This window comes from Paenibacillus sp. sgz302115 (assembly GCF_056120445.1).
On record NZ_JBVYOK010000019.1, the window covers coordinates 61,824 to 82,549 of the forward strand.

Annotated in this window: 14 protein-coding genes; 2 read left to right on the forward strand and 12 right to left on the reverse strand. The window is 51.3% G+C overall.

The genetic code is table 11. The features are described from left to right. Positions 1-30: 30 nt before the first annotated feature. The 3 genes from AC0LWN_RS25925 to AC0LWN_RS25935 all read right to left on the reverse strand — a co-directional run bounded on the left by AC0LWN_RS25925 (position 31) and on the right by AC0LWN_RS25935 (position 8,682). Positions 31-1,806 (reverse strand): methyl-accepting chemotaxis protein, encoded by a 1,776-nt coding sequence (locus AC0LWN_RS25925; protein WP_474670495.1) that lies wholly within the window; start codon positions 1,804-1,806, stop codon positions 31-33. Between the two features lie 269 nt (positions 1,807-2,075). Next, positions 2,076-6,872, reverse strand: coding sequence for a glycosyl hydrolase (locus tag AC0LWN_RS25930; RefSeq protein ID WP_474670497.1), 4,797 nt, complete (start codon positions 6,870-6,872; stop codon positions 2,076-2,078). 400 nt (positions 6,873-7,272) lie between these two features. Then, positions 7,273-8,682 (reverse strand): deoxyguanosinetriphosphate triphosphohydrolase family protein, encoded by a 1,410-nt coding sequence (locus AC0LWN_RS25935; protein WP_474670499.1) that lies wholly within the window; start codon positions 8,680-8,682, stop codon positions 7,273-7,275. 174 nt (positions 8,683-8,856) lie between these two features. Here AC0LWN_RS25935 and AC0LWN_RS25940 point away from each other — a divergent pair, with 174 nt between their 5' ends. After that, positions 8,857-9,612 carry a polysaccharide deacetylase family protein gene (locus AC0LWN_RS25940; protein ID WP_474670501.1) on the forward strand — a complete coding sequence of 252 codons (756 nt, stop codon included), beginning with the start codon at positions 8,857-8,859 and terminating at the stop codon, positions 9,610-9,612. Between the two features lie 143 nt (positions 9,613-9,755). After that, complete coding sequence (locus AC0LWN_RS25945; RefSeq protein WP_474670503.1) at positions 9,756-10,736, forward strand: helix-turn-helix transcriptional regulator; 981 nt, start codon at positions 9,756-9,758, stop codon at positions 10,734-10,736. A gap of 104 nt (positions 10,737-10,840) precedes the next feature. Here the strand turns inward: AC0LWN_RS25945 and modB are convergent, their stop codons facing one another. The 9 genes from modB to AC0LWN_RS25990 form a co-directional block, all read right to left on the reverse strand. Then, complete coding sequence (modB, locus tag AC0LWN_RS25950; protein WP_474670563.1) at positions 10,841-11,497, reverse strand: molybdate ABC transporter permease subunit; 657 nt, start codon at positions 11,495-11,497, stop codon at positions 10,841-10,843. Between the two features lie 198 nt (positions 11,498-11,695). After that, on the reverse strand, positions 11,696-12,475 hold the full coding sequence (gene modA / locus AC0LWN_RS25955) for a molybdate ABC transporter substrate-binding protein (RefSeq protein ID WP_474670505.1): 780 nt from the start codon (positions 12,473-12,475) through the stop codon (positions 11,696-11,698). Positions 12,476-12,687: 212 nt separating this feature from the next. Beyond that, the gene (gene nikC, locus AC0LWN_RS25960) at positions 12,688-13,581 is read right to left on the reverse strand and encodes a nickel transporter permease (RefSeq protein ID WP_474670507.1); all 894 of its coding nucleotides are present in this window, start codon (positions 13,579-13,581) and stop codon (positions 12,688-12,690) included. Between the two features lie 11 nt (positions 13,582-13,592). Beyond that, on the reverse strand, positions 13,593-14,597 hold the full coding sequence (locus AC0LWN_RS25965) for an ABC transporter permease (protein ID WP_474670509.1): 1,005 nt from the start codon (positions 14,595-14,597) through the stop codon (positions 13,593-13,595). Between the two features lie 79 nt (positions 14,598-14,676). Then, complete coding sequence (locus AC0LWN_RS25970) at positions 14,677-16,341, reverse strand: ABC transporter substrate-binding protein (RefSeq protein WP_474670511.1); 1,665 nt, start codon at positions 16,339-16,341, stop codon at positions 14,677-14,679. A gap of 121 nt (positions 16,342-16,462) precedes the next feature. Further along, positions 16,463-17,455 (reverse strand): ABC transporter ATP-binding protein, encoded by a 993-nt coding sequence (locus tag AC0LWN_RS25975; protein ID WP_474670513.1) that lies wholly within the window; start codon positions 17,453-17,455, stop codon positions 16,463-16,465. After that, a complete protein-coding gene (locus AC0LWN_RS25980) occupies positions 17,452-18,441 on the reverse strand; it encodes an ABC transporter ATP-binding protein (RefSeq protein ID WP_474670515.1) in 990 nt (329 codons plus the stop codon). The genes AC0LWN_RS25975 and AC0LWN_RS25980 overlap by 4 nt, the downstream gene beginning before the upstream one ends. 251 nt (positions 18,442-18,692) lie before the next feature. Then, on the reverse strand, positions 18,693-19,658 hold the full coding sequence (locus tag AC0LWN_RS25985) for a helix-turn-helix transcriptional regulator (protein WP_474670517.1): 966 nt from the start codon (positions 19,656-19,658) through the stop codon (positions 18,693-18,695). 228 nt (positions 19,659-19,886) lie between these two features. Beyond that, positions 19,887-20,573: a hypothetical protein gene (locus tag AC0LWN_RS25990; RefSeq protein WP_474670519.1), complete on the reverse strand. Its 687-nt coding sequence runs from the start codon at positions 20,571-20,573 to the stop codon at positions 19,887-19,889. Between the last annotated feature and the right edge of the window lie 153 nt (positions 20,574-20,726).

Here is a 20,726-nt window from a genome sequence, read left to right on the forward strand (position 1 = left end):
TCGTAAATGCAATCGCGAGAGGCTGTTTTCCTACACCTGAAACCGGGTCACGGACTCCTTAAGCTCGGCTAACAAAGTTCCAAGATGCTCAATACCGGCCGCAACCTCACTTATAGTGCTGACCTGTTCAGTGGCAGATGCCGATGTTTCTTCCACGCCCGCCGCCGACTCCTGTGCCAGAGCCGAGATGTGCTGGCTGAATTCATTCATGCTTTCGCTTGCCGCAGTCATCTGCTTCAGATCATTGCCCATCTCCTCAATGGCACCGGCCATTCCAGATACAGACTTGTTGATTTCAGCCAAGGCCGCACCCGTCTCCATGATTTGCCGGCTGCCCTCCTCCGTTTTCTCAACGCCGCTGCGCAACTGCTGGACCATTTCCCTTGAGTCATGCTGGATGCCTTGTGTGATTCCGGTAATCTCCGATACGGTCTGCTGTACCTCCTCCGAAAGCTTGCGCACCTCCTGCGCTACTACGGCGAAGCCACGTCCGCTATCTCCGGCTCTGGCCGCTTCGATGGCTGCATTAATCGCCAGAAGATGTGTCTGCTCGGAAATATTGCGGATCGCACCCACAAGCTGGAATATCCCTTCATTCTTGCGGTTCAGCTCTTCCACTGTTACCATCGACTGAGAGACCACTTCGGCAATCTGGCCCATTTGCGAAACTGAGCTTTGCATCAATTCCTCACCTCTGCTGCCCTTAACCCGGACCTGCTCCGAATGGACTGACAGATCTACACCTCTGCCCGCAAAAGCTTCAATCAGCCTGTTCAGCTCCTCTACAGCTCTGGATGCATCCACGGCCGCTTCCGCCTGGCTTGCCGATGCCTTCGCCAATTCCTCCATCGTAGAAGCAATCTGACTGCCGCCCTCTTTGGTGTAGGACACACTATGCCCCAGATCCTCGCTCTGCTTGGCAATGATCTGTTCGACGCTTCTGATCTGGCTCACAATATCCAGCAGCGTCCGGTTGGTCTCATTCACTGTGCCCGCAAGCAGGCCAATCTCATCCTGATTGGAGATTATGGTATCCTCCGCCGTCAGATCGCCGCCCGATATCCGCTGCAGATGAGCGGTCACCTTCTTGAGCGGATCGATCAGCGTACGCCGGATAAGCATGTTGATCAGCCCGATCACGATCAGCACAAGCACCACAGTTACAATATTCAACGTCATTGAGGTATGAAAAATTGTAACGGACAGGCTGCCCTTGTCAGCCGCCTCCTTCTGGCCGTGCGCTACAAGCTTGTCTAAATCGGTCTGCATGGAGTTGAACGCGGCAATCCCTTTTTTCGAGACCTCCAGAGCCAGTTCCTCATCACCTGAGCTGCTTAGCTTGATCGCCTGGTTGTTAATGGACATAAATTCATCCCATTTGTCGCTGAGTGACTGCAGCTGCTTCTGCTGCTCTGCGTCCCTGATCACAGCCTTATAGCTCTTCACGGTTTCAGCAACCTTGCGGATATATTCATCACGCTCTTTTTCCAGCTTCGCCTTCTCCGTTCCCCCGGTATTGAGAATATGCTGCATACTGATAGACATGATATGTTCTGTGTAGTAATTAACATTATGTATCCGGTTCAATTCGGGAATCGTGCTGTTGATGATATCCCCTGTATTCTTCTGCATGCCGTTCATTTGAATGAGGGAGACTCCGCCTGAAATCATAACCAATATCGCCAAAGCCACGTATCCCGACGCTATCTTAATGCCGATGCTTCTTTTCCCCTTTGCTACAGCACGCTTCATTTTTTCGCTTAATACTCCTCTTGCAGAACCCTTTACTTCAGAATCTTTTTCCACAAGCACTCCCCCTCATTCTTTTACGAAAATATAACATTGCATTTACAATTGTTACTTTTCATTTTCATAAATTGGCACAACAACAGACTACATGTATTATTTCGGCAAATTACACCGGAATATTTATATAGAATCCCCACAGCACGCGGCTTTGGGTGCAGGCTCCAGCCTAAGCAGAAACCGCTGTGCCGCCACCCGGCAACAATATAAAACAGCGATACTCCCTGGGGAATACCGCTGCTTTTGCTAGCTCTCTACTGAAATCTGATTTAGCGTGAAAACTTCACTTCATCAATATACACGGTTGCCGTGCCCGCTGCCGAAGGAGTTACGATCTGAACCCCCAGGGCGTTGGCCTTCTTCAAATCAGCCAGGGTGAACGGCTCGCCTCCGCTGTTCACACTAATGTTATGAATTGTGGAGATATCGCTGAAATCAAGCGTGAACTCGGTAAAATCTTCACCGGAGGCCGCCTGTGCACCGGAATCCAGCCATACGGTGTACCCCCGCAGCTGAAGGAAGAGCTTAGCCTGCACATCTGGATTGTCCGAGACAATTTTCACCTTGGCGCTAAGCTTCGTGAAGGAACTCAGATCCAGATCAGCATATTTTGCAGCCGCCAAAAAGGAATCATCCGCCCACGCGAGGTCCAGCTTCAAGGATTGCTTGCCTTCGGCATACACATCCGTTGATACCGATACCGCCTCATTGTTATTCAGCGCCCAGCCGTCCGTGCCGGTCTCAAATCCGTAATGAACGTCAGGAACGGCTGAAGTAAGTGCAACCTCCTGCAGATACAGCTTGGCGGTTCCGCCGTCACCGGAAATGTCCTCGATCTTAATGCCGATTGTCTTTACTGCGGATAGGTCCACACCTGCCCCTGCTGCAGCTGCCGGTAAAGAAATCGACAAGGTCTTATACCCGCTTGAATCAACAGTAATCGGCGTCCCGCTGTCGCTCCAGGCCCAGCCTGCCCCCGTCTTGATGAACAGCCGCGCTTTGGCGGTGCCGTTCGACAGCTTAACCTTTGCATTAATCGTATCCAGACCGGTAATATTCAGTTTTGCAGGGTCCACAGCAAGCTCGAAGGATTGTTTATAGCTGCCATCGGGATTCTGGCCTGTATTCACCAGATCAAACTGTACGCCGACAGCTTGCTCCCCAGCAACGAATTCGGGAGCCTGAGCGTTGGCGCTGTCTCCATTTGCCGCAGTCCAGCCTTCAATATCCGCAGCACTCTGGAATTGATACAATATTCCGGGTGCATGGACGTTTGGCACTCCGTTATTGCCGCCGGACATATCGGGAAGCGACGAATCGTACACCGCTTTGATATCGTCAAAATACAGCGTGCCCTCATGCGCTTTTGCATCCATCGCATTTACATAGAGATTCAGACTTTGCACTTTCGCCAGCCGCTCTTTGGTAAGCGGACCGGCTGTGCCCCAGCTCATTTCCGTCAAATTCTTGAGGCTCAAAACAATCTTCCCGTTTGTGTCAGGGCTAATAACCGGATAAGCTTCGAAATATCCCCCGTCAATCACCAGTTGAACTACCAGCTTCAGCGGTGCTCCGGTCTGCGCGTAAGAGCTATTGCCATCTGAGGCCACCCACAAGCTGATTGCATTGTAATCGGACCAATCCAAGGAGCCCAGATTTTTTCCTACCCCTGTATAACCCGCATTATTGATATTATAGTGGAGCTTCATTCCATAGCTGCCGGAATACTTCCGGTCATTGCTTAGCGCTACGCTGATATCGTCCCCGCCCGCTTTGGGATATTTGGCCGCAAGCGCATCGTCGCTTGAACCGTAGGACTCAAAATCATCCACCAGCGCGTTGTCGGACACCGGTGCAGAATAGGTATTATATAGAACGATATTGTCCGCATAGATCGGCAGTACACCTTGAGATACAAAACCGCTTCCCACAATGGAAATCGCCAGCCCGGTTGCCGATGCTGATTTCGCCGCATTATCCAGATCCACAGCAACATCAAACTTGTAGTACTGTGCTCCGTCCAGCGTTACTTTCTCCAGAGCAGACAATGCTTTATAACTGGAATCCATCCCATACTTCGTATTCCAATCATCCGGGAGCTGCACAACTCCCCGTACTGAGGCATTACCAGCTTCATTTTGTGCAGTCTCTGGGATCAGCACCGTAAATTTCACCCGGTTGACCTTGGCGAGATTTACGTCCTTCAGTGCCGCAGGCGTAAGCTGCAGCTTCAATTCCTGCCAGGTGTCCGCTGCGGACAGCCCTTCCGTAACCTTGATCGCCAGCTTGCCGTCTCCGGCCAGAACCGCATGCCCGAATTCAGTCTTGATCGTCTCGCCGTTTCCGGCGAGCCCGGACCAGGTTCCATTATTCTGGATTTGCTCCAGATCGGCCGCTGTGTCAAAGGTGATCTCTTTGAGCGGAACCTCGCTGATCTTCACAAATACCGAGACACTTTGCGTGAGCAGCGTATCTCCCGGTCCATACGCTTTTACCGTAATATTGGCAGAAGTGCCGTTCAGGCTGGCGTCAGGCTTCCAAGCTGCGGCATAATAGCCGTCTGCACCAAGCGTCATTTCTGTCTCAACTGCGGAGTCCCCTACCTTGTACGTCACTTTGGAAGGCACAGTATTGGCTACCTTGGCCCGGATAACCGCCGTTGCCTCACTTACCGTGCCAACATTGTTCGGAGTGACAATATGCAGGAACGGTTCTTTGGCTGCTGCGTTTACGGTGAGGCCGTACTTGTTGTCATTCTTTACATCTCCGGCAAAAGCGGAATATGGATCATTATAGAAATTAACGAAGTCTGGAAGCAGCTCATGATCCGCTTTCTTAGGGACATTCTTGTATGGAACGTAAAGGTTATTCCCTTCACCGAAGTTGGCCCAGGTCAGCATGTAGGAGATTTTTGCCGCATCCGGGTCAGCCTTGATTGCATTTAGCACCTTGGTGAACCACTTCAGCTCATTATTTCCGGTGGTCTTCATGCCTGCGGCGCTGTAGCCGTATTCCGACAGGGTAACAATCTTGCCCTTCGCCTGGGCCAGACCGGAAATCATCTTCAGATCCTTAACAAGGCCGCTCAGGAAAGCGTCCGAACCGGCATTGTCCTTGTTGTCATACTGGTCCATACCGAGAATATCCACGTACTGGTCGCCCGGATAGGTCGTCAGATATTCACTCTCATTGCCGTTAAAGGAGCCGTTCGGAGAAAACACGTACAAGAAATTGTGGACTCCCTTAACATCGCGCAAATACTCAACGGTGTATCTGTACAGCTCGGCATATTCGCTCTTGGTGGTTGTAGCTGCGCCCCACCAGAACCATCCCCCGTTCTGCTCATGGAATGGACGGAACAGCACCGGAATCAGGTTGCCGTTATCATCCTTCAGATTATTCGCAAATTTGGCGATCCGGTCGAGATAGGCGTTGAAGGCAGCGTTCTTGTCCCCGCCCGGCAAAACACGCGCGGCCACTGATGCTGTGGCGCCTTTGGTGTTGCTGGTATCGTTGAAGCTGCCGCCGGTGGCAAAATTATATGGATGCGTGCTCAGTGTAACGATGCCGCCCAGCTCATGCGCCTGCTTCATTGCAGCAGTCAGGCCCAGCCGGCTGGCCTCATAGTCTCCACTGACTCCCGGCGGCGCTTCATAGCCGTCCAGGCTGAGAGTATCCCAGCCAAATACCGCCGGATAATCGCCGGTAGCGCTGTACACATCGGAAATCACCTTGCCCGCTTCATCTTTGCCGGCAAAAGATACGGTGGTATCATGCTGGTGCCCGAACATGACTTCTTTGCCGCTCTTCTCACCCAGGTAGGCGAACAGCGATTTTGTTGCCGCTGTAGCGTTAGTGTCAACGATTCGGACCGTAGTCCCCGTCCCGGTTCCCGTTCCTCCGCTTCCGCCAGAGCTGCCGGAATTGTTAGTGACCGCAGCCGTTCCTCCGCCTGCCGTTACGGGCACTCCATCCTTCACCGAGGTAGTCCCTATGCCTAAAGGCTGACCGTTCAGTGTGACTGAAGCGCCGCGAACGTCAAGCCTGCTGATCGTTCCCTTCCCAGTGACAGCAGTACCGGCGGCGCTGCTGCCGATCACTGCCTCTGAAATCACCGTACCCGAACCTACGTCTATAATAGAAGCGCTTTCAACTGTAAGCTGTTTGATCATTGTAGAGCCTTCGGCAGCTAGGCGCACCTTGCCTTCCGGCCGGTTCACGATAACCGATGTTAGCTTGGAATCCTTGACATGAATCGAATTTTCTCCGCCTCCGGCAACATATACAGCACCCTGCACGGTTACGTTCTCCAGAGATGCCTCACCGTTGCCGATTCCAGGGGCCAAATACAAATTGCCCGAAATCACACTGTCCTTGAGGGTGACGCCGGTGTGGTTGACCAGCACATTGCCCTCTACAGCGCCGCCGGTGACGGTTCCGGCTGTGTTATAGTAGCGGCTGACCAGTCTGTCGATGATGCTGACGGTCTCAGCTCTTGTGATCAGATTATCCGGGCGGAAGCTGCCGTCGGGATAACCGTTAAGCATCCCCTTCATCGCCTGAACAGCTTCCTTGGCATAACCGCTGATTGCAGCGCCGTCCGTAAAAGAAACGGCAGCCGCGCCAGCGCCCGGCTTCAGCGAGAATACTTCAGCAAGCAACGTAGCCGCATCCTGGCGGGATAATTGTGTATCCGCTTTCGCTTTATTGTCCGGGAAGCCTTTATAATAACCGGCCTGTCTGGCAATCGACAGATCCTTGGCATACCAGGCTCCCGCAGGAACATCTCCAAAGGACGTTTCCGCCGCCGCGCTGAATCCGAATAACTTATTGATGATACTGACCAGTTCAGCACGTGTAACCTTGTTGTCCGGCTTAAAGGAACCGTCCGGATACCCCTGAATCACACCATTCCCCTGCCACTTTGCAATGCTTTCTTTGGCCCAGTGCGTCCCGGAATTCCCAAGGCTCTCCTCCGCCTTGCCACTCGCCAGTGCGGGTGCAGCCATCGAGACAAGCATAATGCCTGTCAGGAGCAGCGGGAATCCTTTTTTAAATATCTTCATCCGTTCATCCTCCTCCTTTTTTCTGTAAGGGCTTTCAGTTTTACAAAAACATAATAACTACATTGGCAATATTAGCACCTTAACAATAAATAAACAATAACAAAATAATATAAATGTTTAAAAACTCTATAATCTACTGATTCCCCAAAAGTAAAAAAATCAGCACGGTTCGCAATACACCCATATAAAACAAGGGTTATATTCATATTTTTTTTACATATAAATTCATTTCATGATCCGCACGGCTCCAAGAAATAAAACTAACAAAATAATAACAAAATAGAGCAAATGAAGACCAGAATTCAAAATCAAAGACCAGAATTCAAAAAACAAGACTAGAATACACAGAAAAAAACCGTACCTTCAGCAGATACGGTTTGCTCGTAACAGAATAGCGTCTCTAATCCAGATCGTAAATTGAGCCGACCTTCAGTCCATACAGCTCATTATATATTTTCTCGGCAAAAGCATCCGTCATTCCGGCGATATAATCAATTACCATATGCTCCCAGGTCCAGATGGGCTTAGCCTGCCGTTGATCCTTCTCATACCGCTGCAGCCAGTCGCTTGGAATGATTGCCCGCGATGTCTCCGGGTCCAGGAACGCCTCCCATAGCCGCCGCAGAATCCACTCGCTCCGCTTCTGCAGCCGCTGCACGCGCAAATCACGGATCATCGTGACCCAGGCGAAGCTTTTCAGCACACTTACAGTCCGCAGCATGTCCTCATCCTCCTGGCCATCCTTAATGAAGGTGACCTTCTTCCAGTCCCCGTCTTCAATGACGCCAAGACTCGCGACAAAGGTGCTGACCCAGTAGGCTTTGACCTCGCGGCGTGTGCGGGAGTAATCATTCTCGCAGGTCGGCATTTTCTCCTTCCATACCCGCAGGAACGAACTCAGCACCTCTTCAACCTTGGTGTGAATGGCGGCTTCCCTCCACCCGATCCAGAAGGCATCCTCCAGTGTCGTTATTTTCTCCACAATCAGCCGCTGGATATAGTCGTCAAACATAAAGTGCTCATGCACTTCGATTTTGCCGGCTTTAATGCCATCCTCCAGATCATGTGCGGAATAGGCGATATCGTCGCAGAGGTCCATTAGCTGGGCTTCGAGCGTCTTCTTCCCTTCAGGGATTCCCCACTCGCTGCGGATTTCCGAGATGTAATTCCACTCATTCAGATACATGCCCTTCTTAAGCACTGTGCCAGGAAAAGGATATTTGTTAATCCCCAGCAGCACGGCATCCGAGAGATTCAGACCGTCGATATTCTCGCGTTTCTCCAGGAACATGATCAGCCGGAAATTATGGGCATTGCCCTCAAAATGCTCATACTGCCGCCGCATATTCTCGCGAATCGTCTGCTGCTGCACCGGACCTGCGCCAGACTTACGCACCGCTTCCGCTGTTTTCCGCTCCACCAGCTTCTCCAGAATGCCGTCGAGCACCTCTTCCCCCTTGTGGCCGAACGGCGGATGGCCGAAATCATGGGCGATAGCCGCACATTCCACCACCTCAGGATCAATCACAAGCCCCGGATTTTCAGCTTGTCCCGTTTCTACCTCAGGGTAGGAGCGCAGCAGGCTTTTGGCCGCTTCCCGGGCAATTTGCGCCACCTCCAGCGAGTGGGTCAGGCGTGTGCGGTAATAATCGCCGGTGCCTGCGCCGAACACCTGTGATTTGCCTTGCAGCCGGCGGAAGGTCGGCGAATGAATCAATCGCGAATAATCGCGCTCATATGCGGCTCTCGATGTTTCCAGGCGGGTAATCTCCGGATATTGCCGATGTTCTCTTTTCTCAATTAGTGTCATATCCCCTGCCCCTATTCCTTGGTCTGTATTTAGTTATACATTATAAGTCATTTTGCCCGGAACTTTCACTCATAAATACAAATAGGCTCAGCGCTTCCGCCCGGGATGAATATTCTGTCAGGGTCCTTGCGCATTCTATTATGTACATGAATACAGTGGAGTGGATCTGAACCAATGAAAACAGGCTGGAAAATCACCGCCGCAGCAATTGCAGCGTGTACACTTCTACTGGGCTCGCCAGACGCCGTGCTTGGCAGCCCTGGTGTCAAGAACCGTTACTATTACGAGCAGAGGGGCGATATGATCTGGGAAGTGCACACCAACCAGAAGGTGATTGCCCTGACCTTCGACGATGGGCCTGACCCTTCAGAGACCGATCTGATTCTCGATGTACTGCATAAGTACAATGCCAAGTGCACCTTTTTCGCCATTGGCAAACGGATCGCTGCCTATCCCGAGGTTGCCCGCAGGGTAATCTCCGAGGGCCATGAATTGGCCAACCATACCTACAACCACGTCTATTTCAAGAAGCCGATCTCCGCGCAGCAGATTCAGGACGAGCTGGAGCGGACGGAAAATGAAATCGTTAAGATATCCGGCAGGCACAGCAGCCTGTTCAGACCGCCCGGCGGCATGTACGACGAGACGTTGGTTGATGTCTCCAACAGCATGGGGCTGAAGCCGGTGCTGTGGTCCTGGCATCAGGATACCCGCGACTGGAAGCGGCCCGGGGTGTACAGTATCTCCAGCAGAGTGATCCGGGGTGCACACAGTGGAGATATTGTCCTGTTTCACGACCATGTTCACGGACAATCGCAAACCCGGGCGGCGCTGAAAATTATCCTGCCTGAGCTGGAGAAGCAGGGCTTCCGTTTTGTTACTGTCTCCGAGCTGATCCGGTTATCCGACACGCAGCAGGCTAAAAAATAGCAGGCATTGAATTAATTAAGCAGATTTACGCCTCCGCTCCGGCCAAGTTCTTTAATTGCGCCGAAACTCAAAATAAGGTAGTCTTGAGCTATTATGGCTTAATTTTGAGAGCTGCCGCAGTTCATTCTTAGGAGGCTTTATCCATGTCCGAGAATACTTCCTACACAACCGAGGAAATCGCCAGGTTATTGAAAATATCCAAGCTCAAGGTCTATGATCTGATTAAAAAGGGTGAGCTGCCCTCTTACCGAGTCGGCAAGCAGATGCGTGTCGATCATTCCGATCTGGAGGCGTATAAGCAGCATTCCCGCAGCGGAGCCTCCCCCGTTCTGCCGCAGGGAGCCGGCGCGGCTGAACCAGTATCGCCTCCGCCGCTTCAGTTCACCCAATTGCCAGCATATACAGGTAAGGCAGCAGGAGTTAATGTAGTGATTACCGGACAGGATATATCACTGGACATTCTAGCTACCCACCTGGAGCGTAGCGAGTCTCCTGTCCGTCCGCTCCGTTCCTACGCCGGCAGTCTGGACAGCCTGATTGCGATGTATCACGGAGAATCCGACATTGTCAGCACCCATCTGCTGGACGGCGATTCGGGAGAATTTAATCTTCCCTACATCCGCAGACTGCTGGTCGGCTTTTCTTATGTTGTGATACATATGCTGACGCGCAGTGCAGGCTTGTATGTGCAAAAGGGCAACCCGAAAGGCATCCGTGATTGGTCCGACCTGCAGAAGAACGGGATTAGACTGATCAACCGCGAGCGCGGGGCAGGTGCAAGAGTGCTGCTCGACGAGCAGCTTCGCCTGCATGGCATACACTCCGCTCAAATCAGCGGATACACTGCTGAAGAGAACAGCCATTTTGCTGTAGCCGGCAAAGTGGCCCGGGGAGAGGCCGATGTCGGCGTCGGCACAGAAAAAGCCGCCAAAATTATTGACGGCGTTGATTTTATTCCGCTTATTCAGGAAAGGTACGATCTGGTGATACTCAAGAAACCCGAGCACGAGGCGCTAATCGCGACAGTCCTGGATATTCTGCGCTCACCCGCTTTTCAGAATGAGCTTAGCTCCATTCACCCTTACGACCTTAGTGAGTCGGGAACCGTCATTTACGAGACCTGACAGACTGGAATAATTGGATCTCATTCTATGCCGCACCTTCAATATTTGCATAGTAAAAAGCAGGCCCTGGCAGCTCATGCCTGAGACCTGCTTTTTTGCTGTGCTCAAGAACGGCGGTTGACAAACATCAGCATAAGGGCGGAGATCACAATGATAGACAATACCCACATCCATGCCAACGTCATATTGCCGCCATCGACGGCCACATATATTGCGGTAGGCACTGTCTGCGTCCGGCCGGGGATATTCCCCGCCACCATGATTGTCGCCCCGAATTCTCCGAGTCCCCGGGCAAATCCGAGCACATACCCGGCTGCCAGCGAACGGCTGGCAAGTGGCAGCGTCACATAACGCAGCACTTGCAGCTCACTTGCTCCCTGCGCGCGTGCGGCATCCTCCAGATCCTTCTCCACCCCTTCAAACCCGGCCTTCACCGTACGGTATACGAGAGGAAAAGCAACCACCACCGCAGCAATGACCGCCGCTCCCCAGGTGAACAGTATTGTATGCTCTGTGAACTGCTCATACAGCTTGCCAATCCAGCTCCGCCGGCCCAGAATCACCAAAAGCACAAATCCAACCACGGTTGGCGGCAGTACCAGCGGAAGCAGCAGCACCGTTTCAACCAGGCTATAGCCGGGAAACCTCCGGCCCGCCATTGCCTTCGCTGCAATTGTCGCCAGCAGGAATACGATGATGCTGGTTATGACTGAAATCTTGACGGAGAGCCAGACCGGGGCGAAAAAATCAGTCCAATTGATCTCCAACTCTCTTCACTCCGTTTGTTCGGGCTAGTACGTAACTGCGGGGAATGTTTGGACTTCCGGCCGCTGTTGTCTGCAGATTTCTTGATTATTACCGCTCTTCGCGGTGGAAATCCGCAGACAAAGGCGGTCACTACCGTTCCTCCAGTTCCAAACTTCCCCTCCGTTACTTTCGCCCGTTTTATTTACTTTTTATTATTCAGCAAGCTTGAAGCCATAGCTTGTAAAGATATCGCTTGCCACCTTGGTTTTAACATAGTTGTAAAAAGCCTTGGCTTCGGTCAGATGCTTGGAATCCTTAACGATACCTACCGGATAATTGATCGCTTTATGCACGTGAGGCCCTACAGTAAGAGCAATCTTCACTTTATTGGAAGTGAGGGCATCTGTCTTGTAGACGAATCCGGCATCAGCATTCCCTGTTTCCACATAAGAGAGCACCTGGCGGACATCCTTGGCAAATACCAGCTTGCTTTGCAGCGTATCCCATACCTTCTTCGCTGTCAATGACTGCTGGGCATATTGTCCGGCCGGAACCGATTCAGGTTGTCCGACAGCTACTTTCTTGAAAGCTTTATCTGTAAGCTGTGTAATCGTTGAAATGGAGGTTTTGGAATTCGAAGGCACAACCAGCACCAGCTGATTCTTCAAAAGCTCCGAATTGTCGGAAATAAGGCCGCCATCGACCAGAGCCTTCATTTGCTTATCGCCGGCTGAGAAGAACAGGTCCGCCGGAGCGCCTTGCTCAATTTGCTTCTGCAGCGTACCGGACGCGCCATAGTTAAAAACAAGATCAATATCGGGATGCTGCTTCTCATACAGAACGGCAATCTTATCAAGACTGTCCTGCAGACTCGCTGCGGCAGAGACGATAATCTCGGTTTTGCCCGCTGCCTGCACCTGCTTATCCGGTACCACCGACAAGCCCAATGCCAGTACTGCAGTCATTGCAATTACTGCTAATTTCTTGAACATTTTCATTCCTCCCATTTATCTATCATGTATTATTTAGATGCTATTCTAGCATATCTTTTTTTGTTTTACTATTATTTTTAGTTATGTTTGTTTATAATTAGTTATGAATGGTTAATATCAGTAGTTAATATATGTTTATGCTTCTAAAACACAAAAAGCCCTTTAAGCATAAAATGAACGCCTAAAGGACTTTAAGAACTTTATTGAAGAAATCAATTCTTCATCCGGGGATCAAGCACATCGCGCAGGCCGTCTCCCATGAGGTTGAAGCCCAGCACCGTCAGCATGATGGACAGCCCTGGGAACACTACCGTCCAAGGAGCCTTCTGGATGAATTGCCGCGAATCGGAGAGCATCTTGCCCCACTCCGGGTCAGGCGGTTGAGCGCCAAGACCAAGGAAGCCAAGCGCAGCCGCTTCGATAATCGCCGTAGCAATACCGAGCGTCCCCTGCACAATAATCGGCGTCAGGCTATTCGGCAGAATATGGGTGAGCAGAATACGGGTATTGGTCATCCCAATCGCTCTTGCAGCGGTAATATACTCCTCCGATTTCAAAGAGAGCACCTTCGCCCGCACAAGCCGGCCATATGTAGGAATATTTACGATGGCGATTGCGTACAGCGCATTCTGCAAGGAGGGTCCAAGAATAGCCACAATAGCAATAGCGAGCAGAATGCTTGGGAAGGCGAGCAGAATATCGAACAAGCGGGAAATCAGCATATCAATCCATTTACCGTAGAAGCCGGCCAGAATGCCCAGAATTGTTCCTGCTATTATAGAGCCGATTACCGCAAAGAAACCCACCCAGAGCGAGATCCGTGCGCCATATATAATACGGGTGAACATATCTCTTCCAAGATCATCCGTGCCAAACCAATGCTCGGCGGACGGCGCTTTTAGCCGGTTGATTAACTCCTGGTCCTTAAATCCATAAGGCGCAATGAACGGGGCCAGCAAAGCTACCAGCACAAAAAAGACGATAATGCATAGCCCGAGCATGGCTGTCTTGTTCTTGCGAAAAGCCCTCCACGCATCGCGCCAGGGGCCGGATACCCTTTCGGCAGGTGCAGTAGGAGGTGTTGCATTAATGGATGCCTGTCCCATAGGCTCTCCCCTCACTTGTAATTGATGCGCGGATCTATGGCGGCATAGAGCAGATCCACAAGCAGATTAATCAGAACGAAGATAAAGGCAATAATCAGAATCCCCGTCTGGATCACGGGATAGTCCCGGGAACTGATCGCCTCAAATATATACCTTCCCACACCCGGCCAGGCAAAGATCGTCTCTGTCAGTACCGCACCGCCAAGAAGGGCACCTGTCTGAAGACCCACTACAGTCAGTACAGGAATCAGGGCATTCTTCAGCGCGTGCTTATAGACAACAAGAAATTGCGACATGCCTTTGGCTTTTGCCGTGCGGATATAATCCGAATTCATAACCTCCAGCATGCTTGAACGGGTCATCCGGGCAATAATCGCCATCGGAATGGTTCCGAGCGCTATGCTCGGGAGGATCAAGTGCTTGATAACCGTCCACAGCTGCCCCCACTGTCCGGCGATTATCGTGTCAATGACATAAAGATTGGTGATGCTCTCCACCGGATTGCGCTGGTCCATCCTCCCTATGGAAGGAAGCCAATGCAGCTTGAGTGCGAATAGCAGCTGCTCCATCAGTCCGAGCCAGAAGATCGGCATGGATACACCAATAAGCGCAATAATCATCGCGATATAGTCAAACCATGAATTTTGCCGCCATGCGCTTAGAATCCCCGCATTGACGCCTACAATAGTCGCAAACAGCATGCTGGCAGCCGTAAGCTCCAGGGTAGCCGCGAGATAAGGCATAATTTCCTTGGCGATAGGCGTTTTGGTGCGGATCGAGGTTCCCAGATCTCCTTGCAGCAAATCTCCGATATAGTTGAAATACTGCTGCAGCCACGGCTTGTCCAGACCGAGCTGTTCCCGCAGCGCCTGTTTGGACTGCTCCGTTGCTTTTTGACCAAGGATCGTCTCTGCCGGATCGCCCGGAATAGCATGGATAATGGAGAACACGATGATCGTCATTCCGAGCAGAACTGGGATCAATACTGCAACACGTTTTAATAGGTAGGAATTCAAAGTCGGATCACCTTCCAGAGTTCCATAAGCCTTCCTGCCGCCGCAGGCAGCAGCGGCAAAGACAGGCTTATGAAGCATACTATTCGAAGTAAATTTCGCTGTAATATTCCGTACCGGTCGGACCTGGAACAAAACCCTTCAGATTGGCTTTGGCAGCCAGCAGCGGTGTAGTATGCACCAGCGGAATCCAAGGCGCATCCGCTTTGATGATCTCCTGGGCCTTCTTATACAGATCGGAGCGTTTGGTCTGATCCGTTTCCTTCTGCGCGTTGATCAGATACGTATGCAGCTCTTCATTCACATAGAACGTACGGTTGTTGCCTGGAATGGCATCCTTATCCAAAAGAGTGTAGAGGAAGTTATCCGGGTCTCCGTTGTCACCTGTCCAGCCGAGCATGTAGATATCATCTTTTTCTCCGGCTTTGGTGTCATCAAGGTAGGTCGCCCATTCAGGGGATTCAATGACGGTTTTTACGCCGATTTTTTCCCAGTCCGCTTGAATGGCTTCGGCAACCTTCTTACCATCAGGCATATAAGGACGGGATACAGGCATAGCGTACAGCGTCACTGAGTCAGGCAGCCCCTTCGGATATCCGGCTTCGGCCAGCAGCGCCTTGGCTTTGTCCAGATTATATTCATAATCCTTCACAGCATCGTTATAGCCCCACAGGGATGGAGGCATCGGGTTGACTGCCGCAGTAGCCTGGCCCGAGAAGAAGGCATCAATAATAGCTTGCTTGTTCACCGCATAGTTCAGGGCTTGTCTTACTTTTACGTTGTCAAAAGGCTTCTTCTTGAAGTTAAAGCCGAGGTAAGCGACATTGAAAGGCGGACGTTCAATCTTCTGCAGCTCCGTATTGCCTTCAAGCGCGGACAGATCATCCGGGCTTAAATCCTCCATCAGATCAATCTCTCCGTTCTGCAGAGCAGTGAAACGTGCCGAGTTGTCCGGAATCGAACGAACGATGACCTTGTTCAGCTTGGGAAGTCCTTCTTTCCAATAGTTAGGATTCTTGTCCAGGGTGATGGAATCATTATGTTTCCATTCCTTGAAGATAAAAGGCCCGGTACCTACAGGCTCATTCTTGAAGTTTGCTTTTTTCTCTTTGATTGCAGAAGGGCTGGCAATTCCGAAGGAAGTCATCGCGAGGTTTTGCAGGAAAGGCGCCTGCGGCTGGCTCAGTGTAAATTGTACGGTCGTGGCATCAACAGCCTTCACTTCTTTGATCACACGGCTGCCTTCCGGACCGAACATGGAATCGTAGTAGTCAAAAGAGTCGCCTTCAAATTTGAATTCACTTGCCGGATCGCTCCAGCGTGTGAAGTTGAACACTACAGCTTCAGCGTTAAAATCCGTTCCATCATGGAACTTCACACCCGGATGCAGCTTGAAGGTGTAGGTCAGGCCATCAGCAGATACCTCCCAGCTATCCGCAAGGGAAGGCTCAACTTCAGAGGTTCCCGGCTTGTACTCCAGCAGGGAGTCAAATACTTGATGCCCAATCTTCAAGGATTCGCCATCGGTGACAATCGCCGGGTCCAGCGAGGCGGAGTCGCCGCCGCGTCCCAGAATCAAGGTATCCTGCGCTGCCGAAGCTTCAGGCGAGCTCTCCGGCGCAGCGGTCGCTGCTGCATTCGGGCTGGCCGCTCCTTCTGTACCGGCATTGTTTTTGCCTCCGCAGCCGCTCAGTGTTAGAACCGCCCCCAGGGTTACTGCCAGTGCAAGACTACTCCATTTCTTCATTTCAAGAAACACTCCCTTTCTCCATTAAAAGTATTAAAACGTTTATATGGAACTGCGCTAAAGCGCCGCCATATACCAAATCCGCTCCTTGCTTGGCAGTATTAATCCCGGGTTGTGAGCATTAGGCAAGCTGGGGATGGGCTTCCCCGTCATACAGATGACAGGCGGTTAAATGTCCGGACCCGTTCTCCATAAGCGTGGGTCTTGCCTTAAGGCAGACATCCATCACCCGTGGACATCGGGTATGAAACGCACAGCCTGCCGGCGCATTCGCCGGGCTTGGCACTTCACCCTGCAGAATGATCCGCTCCTTGCGGATATCGGGGTCCGGTTCAGGGACTGCCGACAGCAGCGCCTGTGTATACGGATGCTGCGGCTCGGCATAAAGCTTGTTCTTATCGGTTATTTCCACAATTCGTCCCAGATACATAACTGCGACGCTGTCGCAGATATGCTTCACCACACTGAGATCATGGGCAATAAATATGTACGTAAGCCCGAATTCCTGCTGCAAATCCTGCATGAGGTTAATCACCTGCGACTGGATGGATACGTCAAGCGCAGACACAGGCTCATCGGCGATGATCAGCTTGGGCTGCAGCGCGAGCGCTCTGGCAATCCCGATCCGCTGGCGCTGGCCGCCGGAGAATTGATGCGGATAACGCTGCAGATGCGCCTTGGCCAGACCGACGACATCCGCCAGCCTTTCGACTGCGGCCCGCCGCTGCCCGGCGTCGCCTGTACCGTGCACAATCATCGGCTCTTCCAGAATACGCTGCACGGTATTGCGCGGGTCCAGCGAAGAGAAGGGGTCCTGAAAAACAATCTGCATCTCCCGCCGGCGCTTACGCATTTCTTCCATAGACAGCTTGGTGATATCCTGGCCTTCGAACCAAATTTCACCTGCCGTCGGCTCAATCAGACGAAGCAGCGCCCGGCCGGTGGTCGATTTGCCGCAGCCGCTCTCCCCTACGAGGCCAAAGGTCTCCCCTTTGCTTACGCTGAAGGAAATATCATCTACCGCTTTGACAAAACCCTGGGCTGATCTGAGGAATCCCTTATGGATCGGATAATACTTTTTAAGACCCTTGACCTCGAGCAGGCTCTCACTCATACCGCATCCTCCTGTTGATCATCATGCAGCCAGCATCTGCAGCCGTGGCGTTCTTCCTGCAGCGTGAGCTGCGGAAGCGATTGCCGGCATATCTCCATAACATTCGGACAACGCGGCGCGAACCGGCAGCCCTGCATGTCCTTGCTCAGGATAGGCACGTTACCGGGGATCGAATACAGGCGCTCCCGGGTTTCGCCCATTCTTGGCACAGACTCTATCAATCCCCGTGTATACGGGTGCAGCGGGTTCTTGAAAATATCGCGCACACTGCCCTCCTCCACAACCTTGCCCGCATACATCACAGCAACCCGGTGGCACATCTCCGCGATAACACCGAGATCATGGGTGATCAGCATGACAGCAGTCCCCTGTTCTTCGTTCAGCCTGCGGATCAGATCGAGAATCTGCGCCTGGATCGTTACATCGAGTGCCGTAGTCGGCTCGTCGGCAATCAGCAGCCCCGGGCTGCAGGAGATCGACATCGCGATCATAACCCGCTGGCGCATGCCTCCCGACAATTGGTGCGGGTACTCATCAATAATCGCCTCCGCCCGCGGAATCCCTACCTTGCGAAGCATGTCTACCGCGTGCTCCCGCGCGTCCTTTCTGGAGAGGCCGCGGTGCAGGCGTACGGCTTCAATGATCTGCTGGCCCACGGTAAACAGCGGGTTCAGCGAAGTCATCGGCTCCTGAAAAATCATGGATACAGAATTGCCGCGGATCTTCCGCATTTCTTTTTCTTTTAGCGGGACGATATCCTGACCCTTGAGCAAAATACGCCCGCCCACAATTTTACCCGGCGGATCCGGAACAAGCTTCAGGATGGACAGCGAAGTGACGCTTTTGCCGCAGCCCGATTCCCCTACTACCCCCAGAACCTCCCCGGGATTAATGTAGAGATCCACTCCGTCCACCGCAGGAACTTCACCATGGTCAGTGAAAAAATGGGTGTGCAAATCCTCAATTTTCAGAATTGGCTGGATCAAGACGATCCCTCTCTTCTATTAAAAAATTGAACACAGGTCAAATGACAGGAAGAAAAACGCCCGTTTAGGAGAGATAGAATAACCCACACCTGACATTATACGGCAGTATTTTAGGGCCAAACCGGCATTAATGTTATATAATGTATAACACTACTATATAAATCCATAGTAGACAAGGAGAATTTGCCAGAATAAGTAACCCTAGTTGTTTTTGTGAGAATAATGTATGCCTGAATAAAAGAAAAACTGTGCTATTTATATAGCGACAGCCATTTCTCCAGCTGAATTCTCAGCATATCCCGATAGTAGGGCGGCTCCAGAATTTCCGCTTCCTCTTCAAATTTTAAAATCCAACGGACAAAACCGATATCCTGCTCCACAGCTACCTTAAAGTGAAGACAGCGGCCCTGACGGTCTACTTTGCTGGGCTTCACAAACATATCTTCGTTCATGATCCGGTCCATCAGCCGGTCCGAAAATCTGACCTTGAACTCCACCTGCAGGCTGTCCTGATCCAGGGACCATTTCTGCTCCATGAAGGCCTGAAGATCAAACTGCTCCTTGGAAAACCAGAAATTCGTAGGCTTTACACTGGAGAAGCCGTTGATATGAAAGGTGCGGATGATCTCGAACCGATGACAAAAGCCGATTAAATGATAACGATTTTCCAAGGGAACAAGGCAGTAAGGGTCGATTTGGATTCCTTTTTCTTCATAAGCATTTTCACTGTAATCTGCCTGAATGCTGGTCTGCTTCATCACGGCTGCCAGAATTTCTGTCAAAAAAGGCGGCGGCTCACCTTGGGAACCACTCCTCTCCATCCATAACTGTCCGGCTTCTTTGTTTGCAGTTTCCATCTTTTCTTCCCTTTCCGCCTTCTGCTTGTATTCCGCAGCCATTACCTTCTCGTAGGCACCTTCAAAGCTTGGAGGCAGCATGTGCCTGATATCCTTCATAATATCCCGCAGCTTAGAAAAAGCGGCTGATTCTTCGTCCGACCAATCCAGAGGATATAAGGCAAAATTCCCGATAAAAGCATATCCTTTCCCATGCCCCAGATGGGTAATAGGAATATGCATGGCACTGAGCGCATCCATATCCCGGTATATCGTTCTCTCACTGTTGCCGCAGCGTTCCGCCAGTTCACGGGCCAGAATCCCTGGTTTTGCTTGCACTAGCGTAATAATGCGCATCAGCCGGATTAATCGGTCTGTCATATTCAGTTCCCCTTGATTTATGGTAAAATAGACCCATTATTTTTAAATAAATTAGTTATATATATCTATAACCAGGGATGTAATAACCGAGATAAAAAAATATAATAGAACTATTTTACTATATTACCACATTTATAATTTGCACTAACTACAACTAATTCATTGTTTGTCTGTGAAAGATTACAGTTATGTATGCACCGCAAAAGACGCGCTGGTGTTCTATGCCCTCTATCTTGTAGCCGTTGTCCTCCACCACATCTGGCCCGCTGCATCAAGCTGTTTATACACCGATTCTGCTTCTTTCACAAGCTGCATATCTCCGGACCGGGCGGCGAGCAGCAGCAGCTTATCTGCTTGCCGGCGCAGCTTCTCGCTGACCGTCTGAGTCTGGCTTCCTGTCCTCTGCTCCGCCGCTTCTTCCAGCATTTTTTGCATTTTCAGCAGCTCCAGATGCTTCTCTACATAGAAGCAGCAACCCGCAGAGAGCACATCCGTATGATGCGTATATTCCAGTCCAAGCTTTTTCAAAGGAAGCTCGCGGATGCGTTCCACCGGAGGCTGTTTGTATTGCCATTGCAGCCAGAGCGCTTCATGAATTCCCGCCGGCTTCGCCGCCATCGTAAACTCCAGTGCGACATATCTGCGGGCGCCGGAGACTATTTTGCCAAGCTTAAGCAGTATGGACCGCCCTTCCCCGGCCTCCGCAATGCAGCCATAACACCCTGTCACCGTCACATGCCCCTCAAGCCAAACTCTCAGCTCGATCTCGCGGGCCACCACTTTGTGTCTTCGTTTGCGGTTCTCCTCACTTTGCGAGCCACCCTTCCATTCGATAAGTAGAACTATATTTCGGGCTCCTCCTGCAAAAATCCGTTCCTGACTCCATGTAAACATTGGCTGTATACTTGCTTGCATATTTCCACCTCTTTCTTTTTCTGGGTCTTCTATTAATGTACCAATATTGGCGGACAACTCCTTGTCATGGAATATATGTTCGGTCCTATAATATCGACAAAAAAAGAGCCACTCTACTGAAAACGTAGATTGCCTCTTTATGAAAGGTAGCAT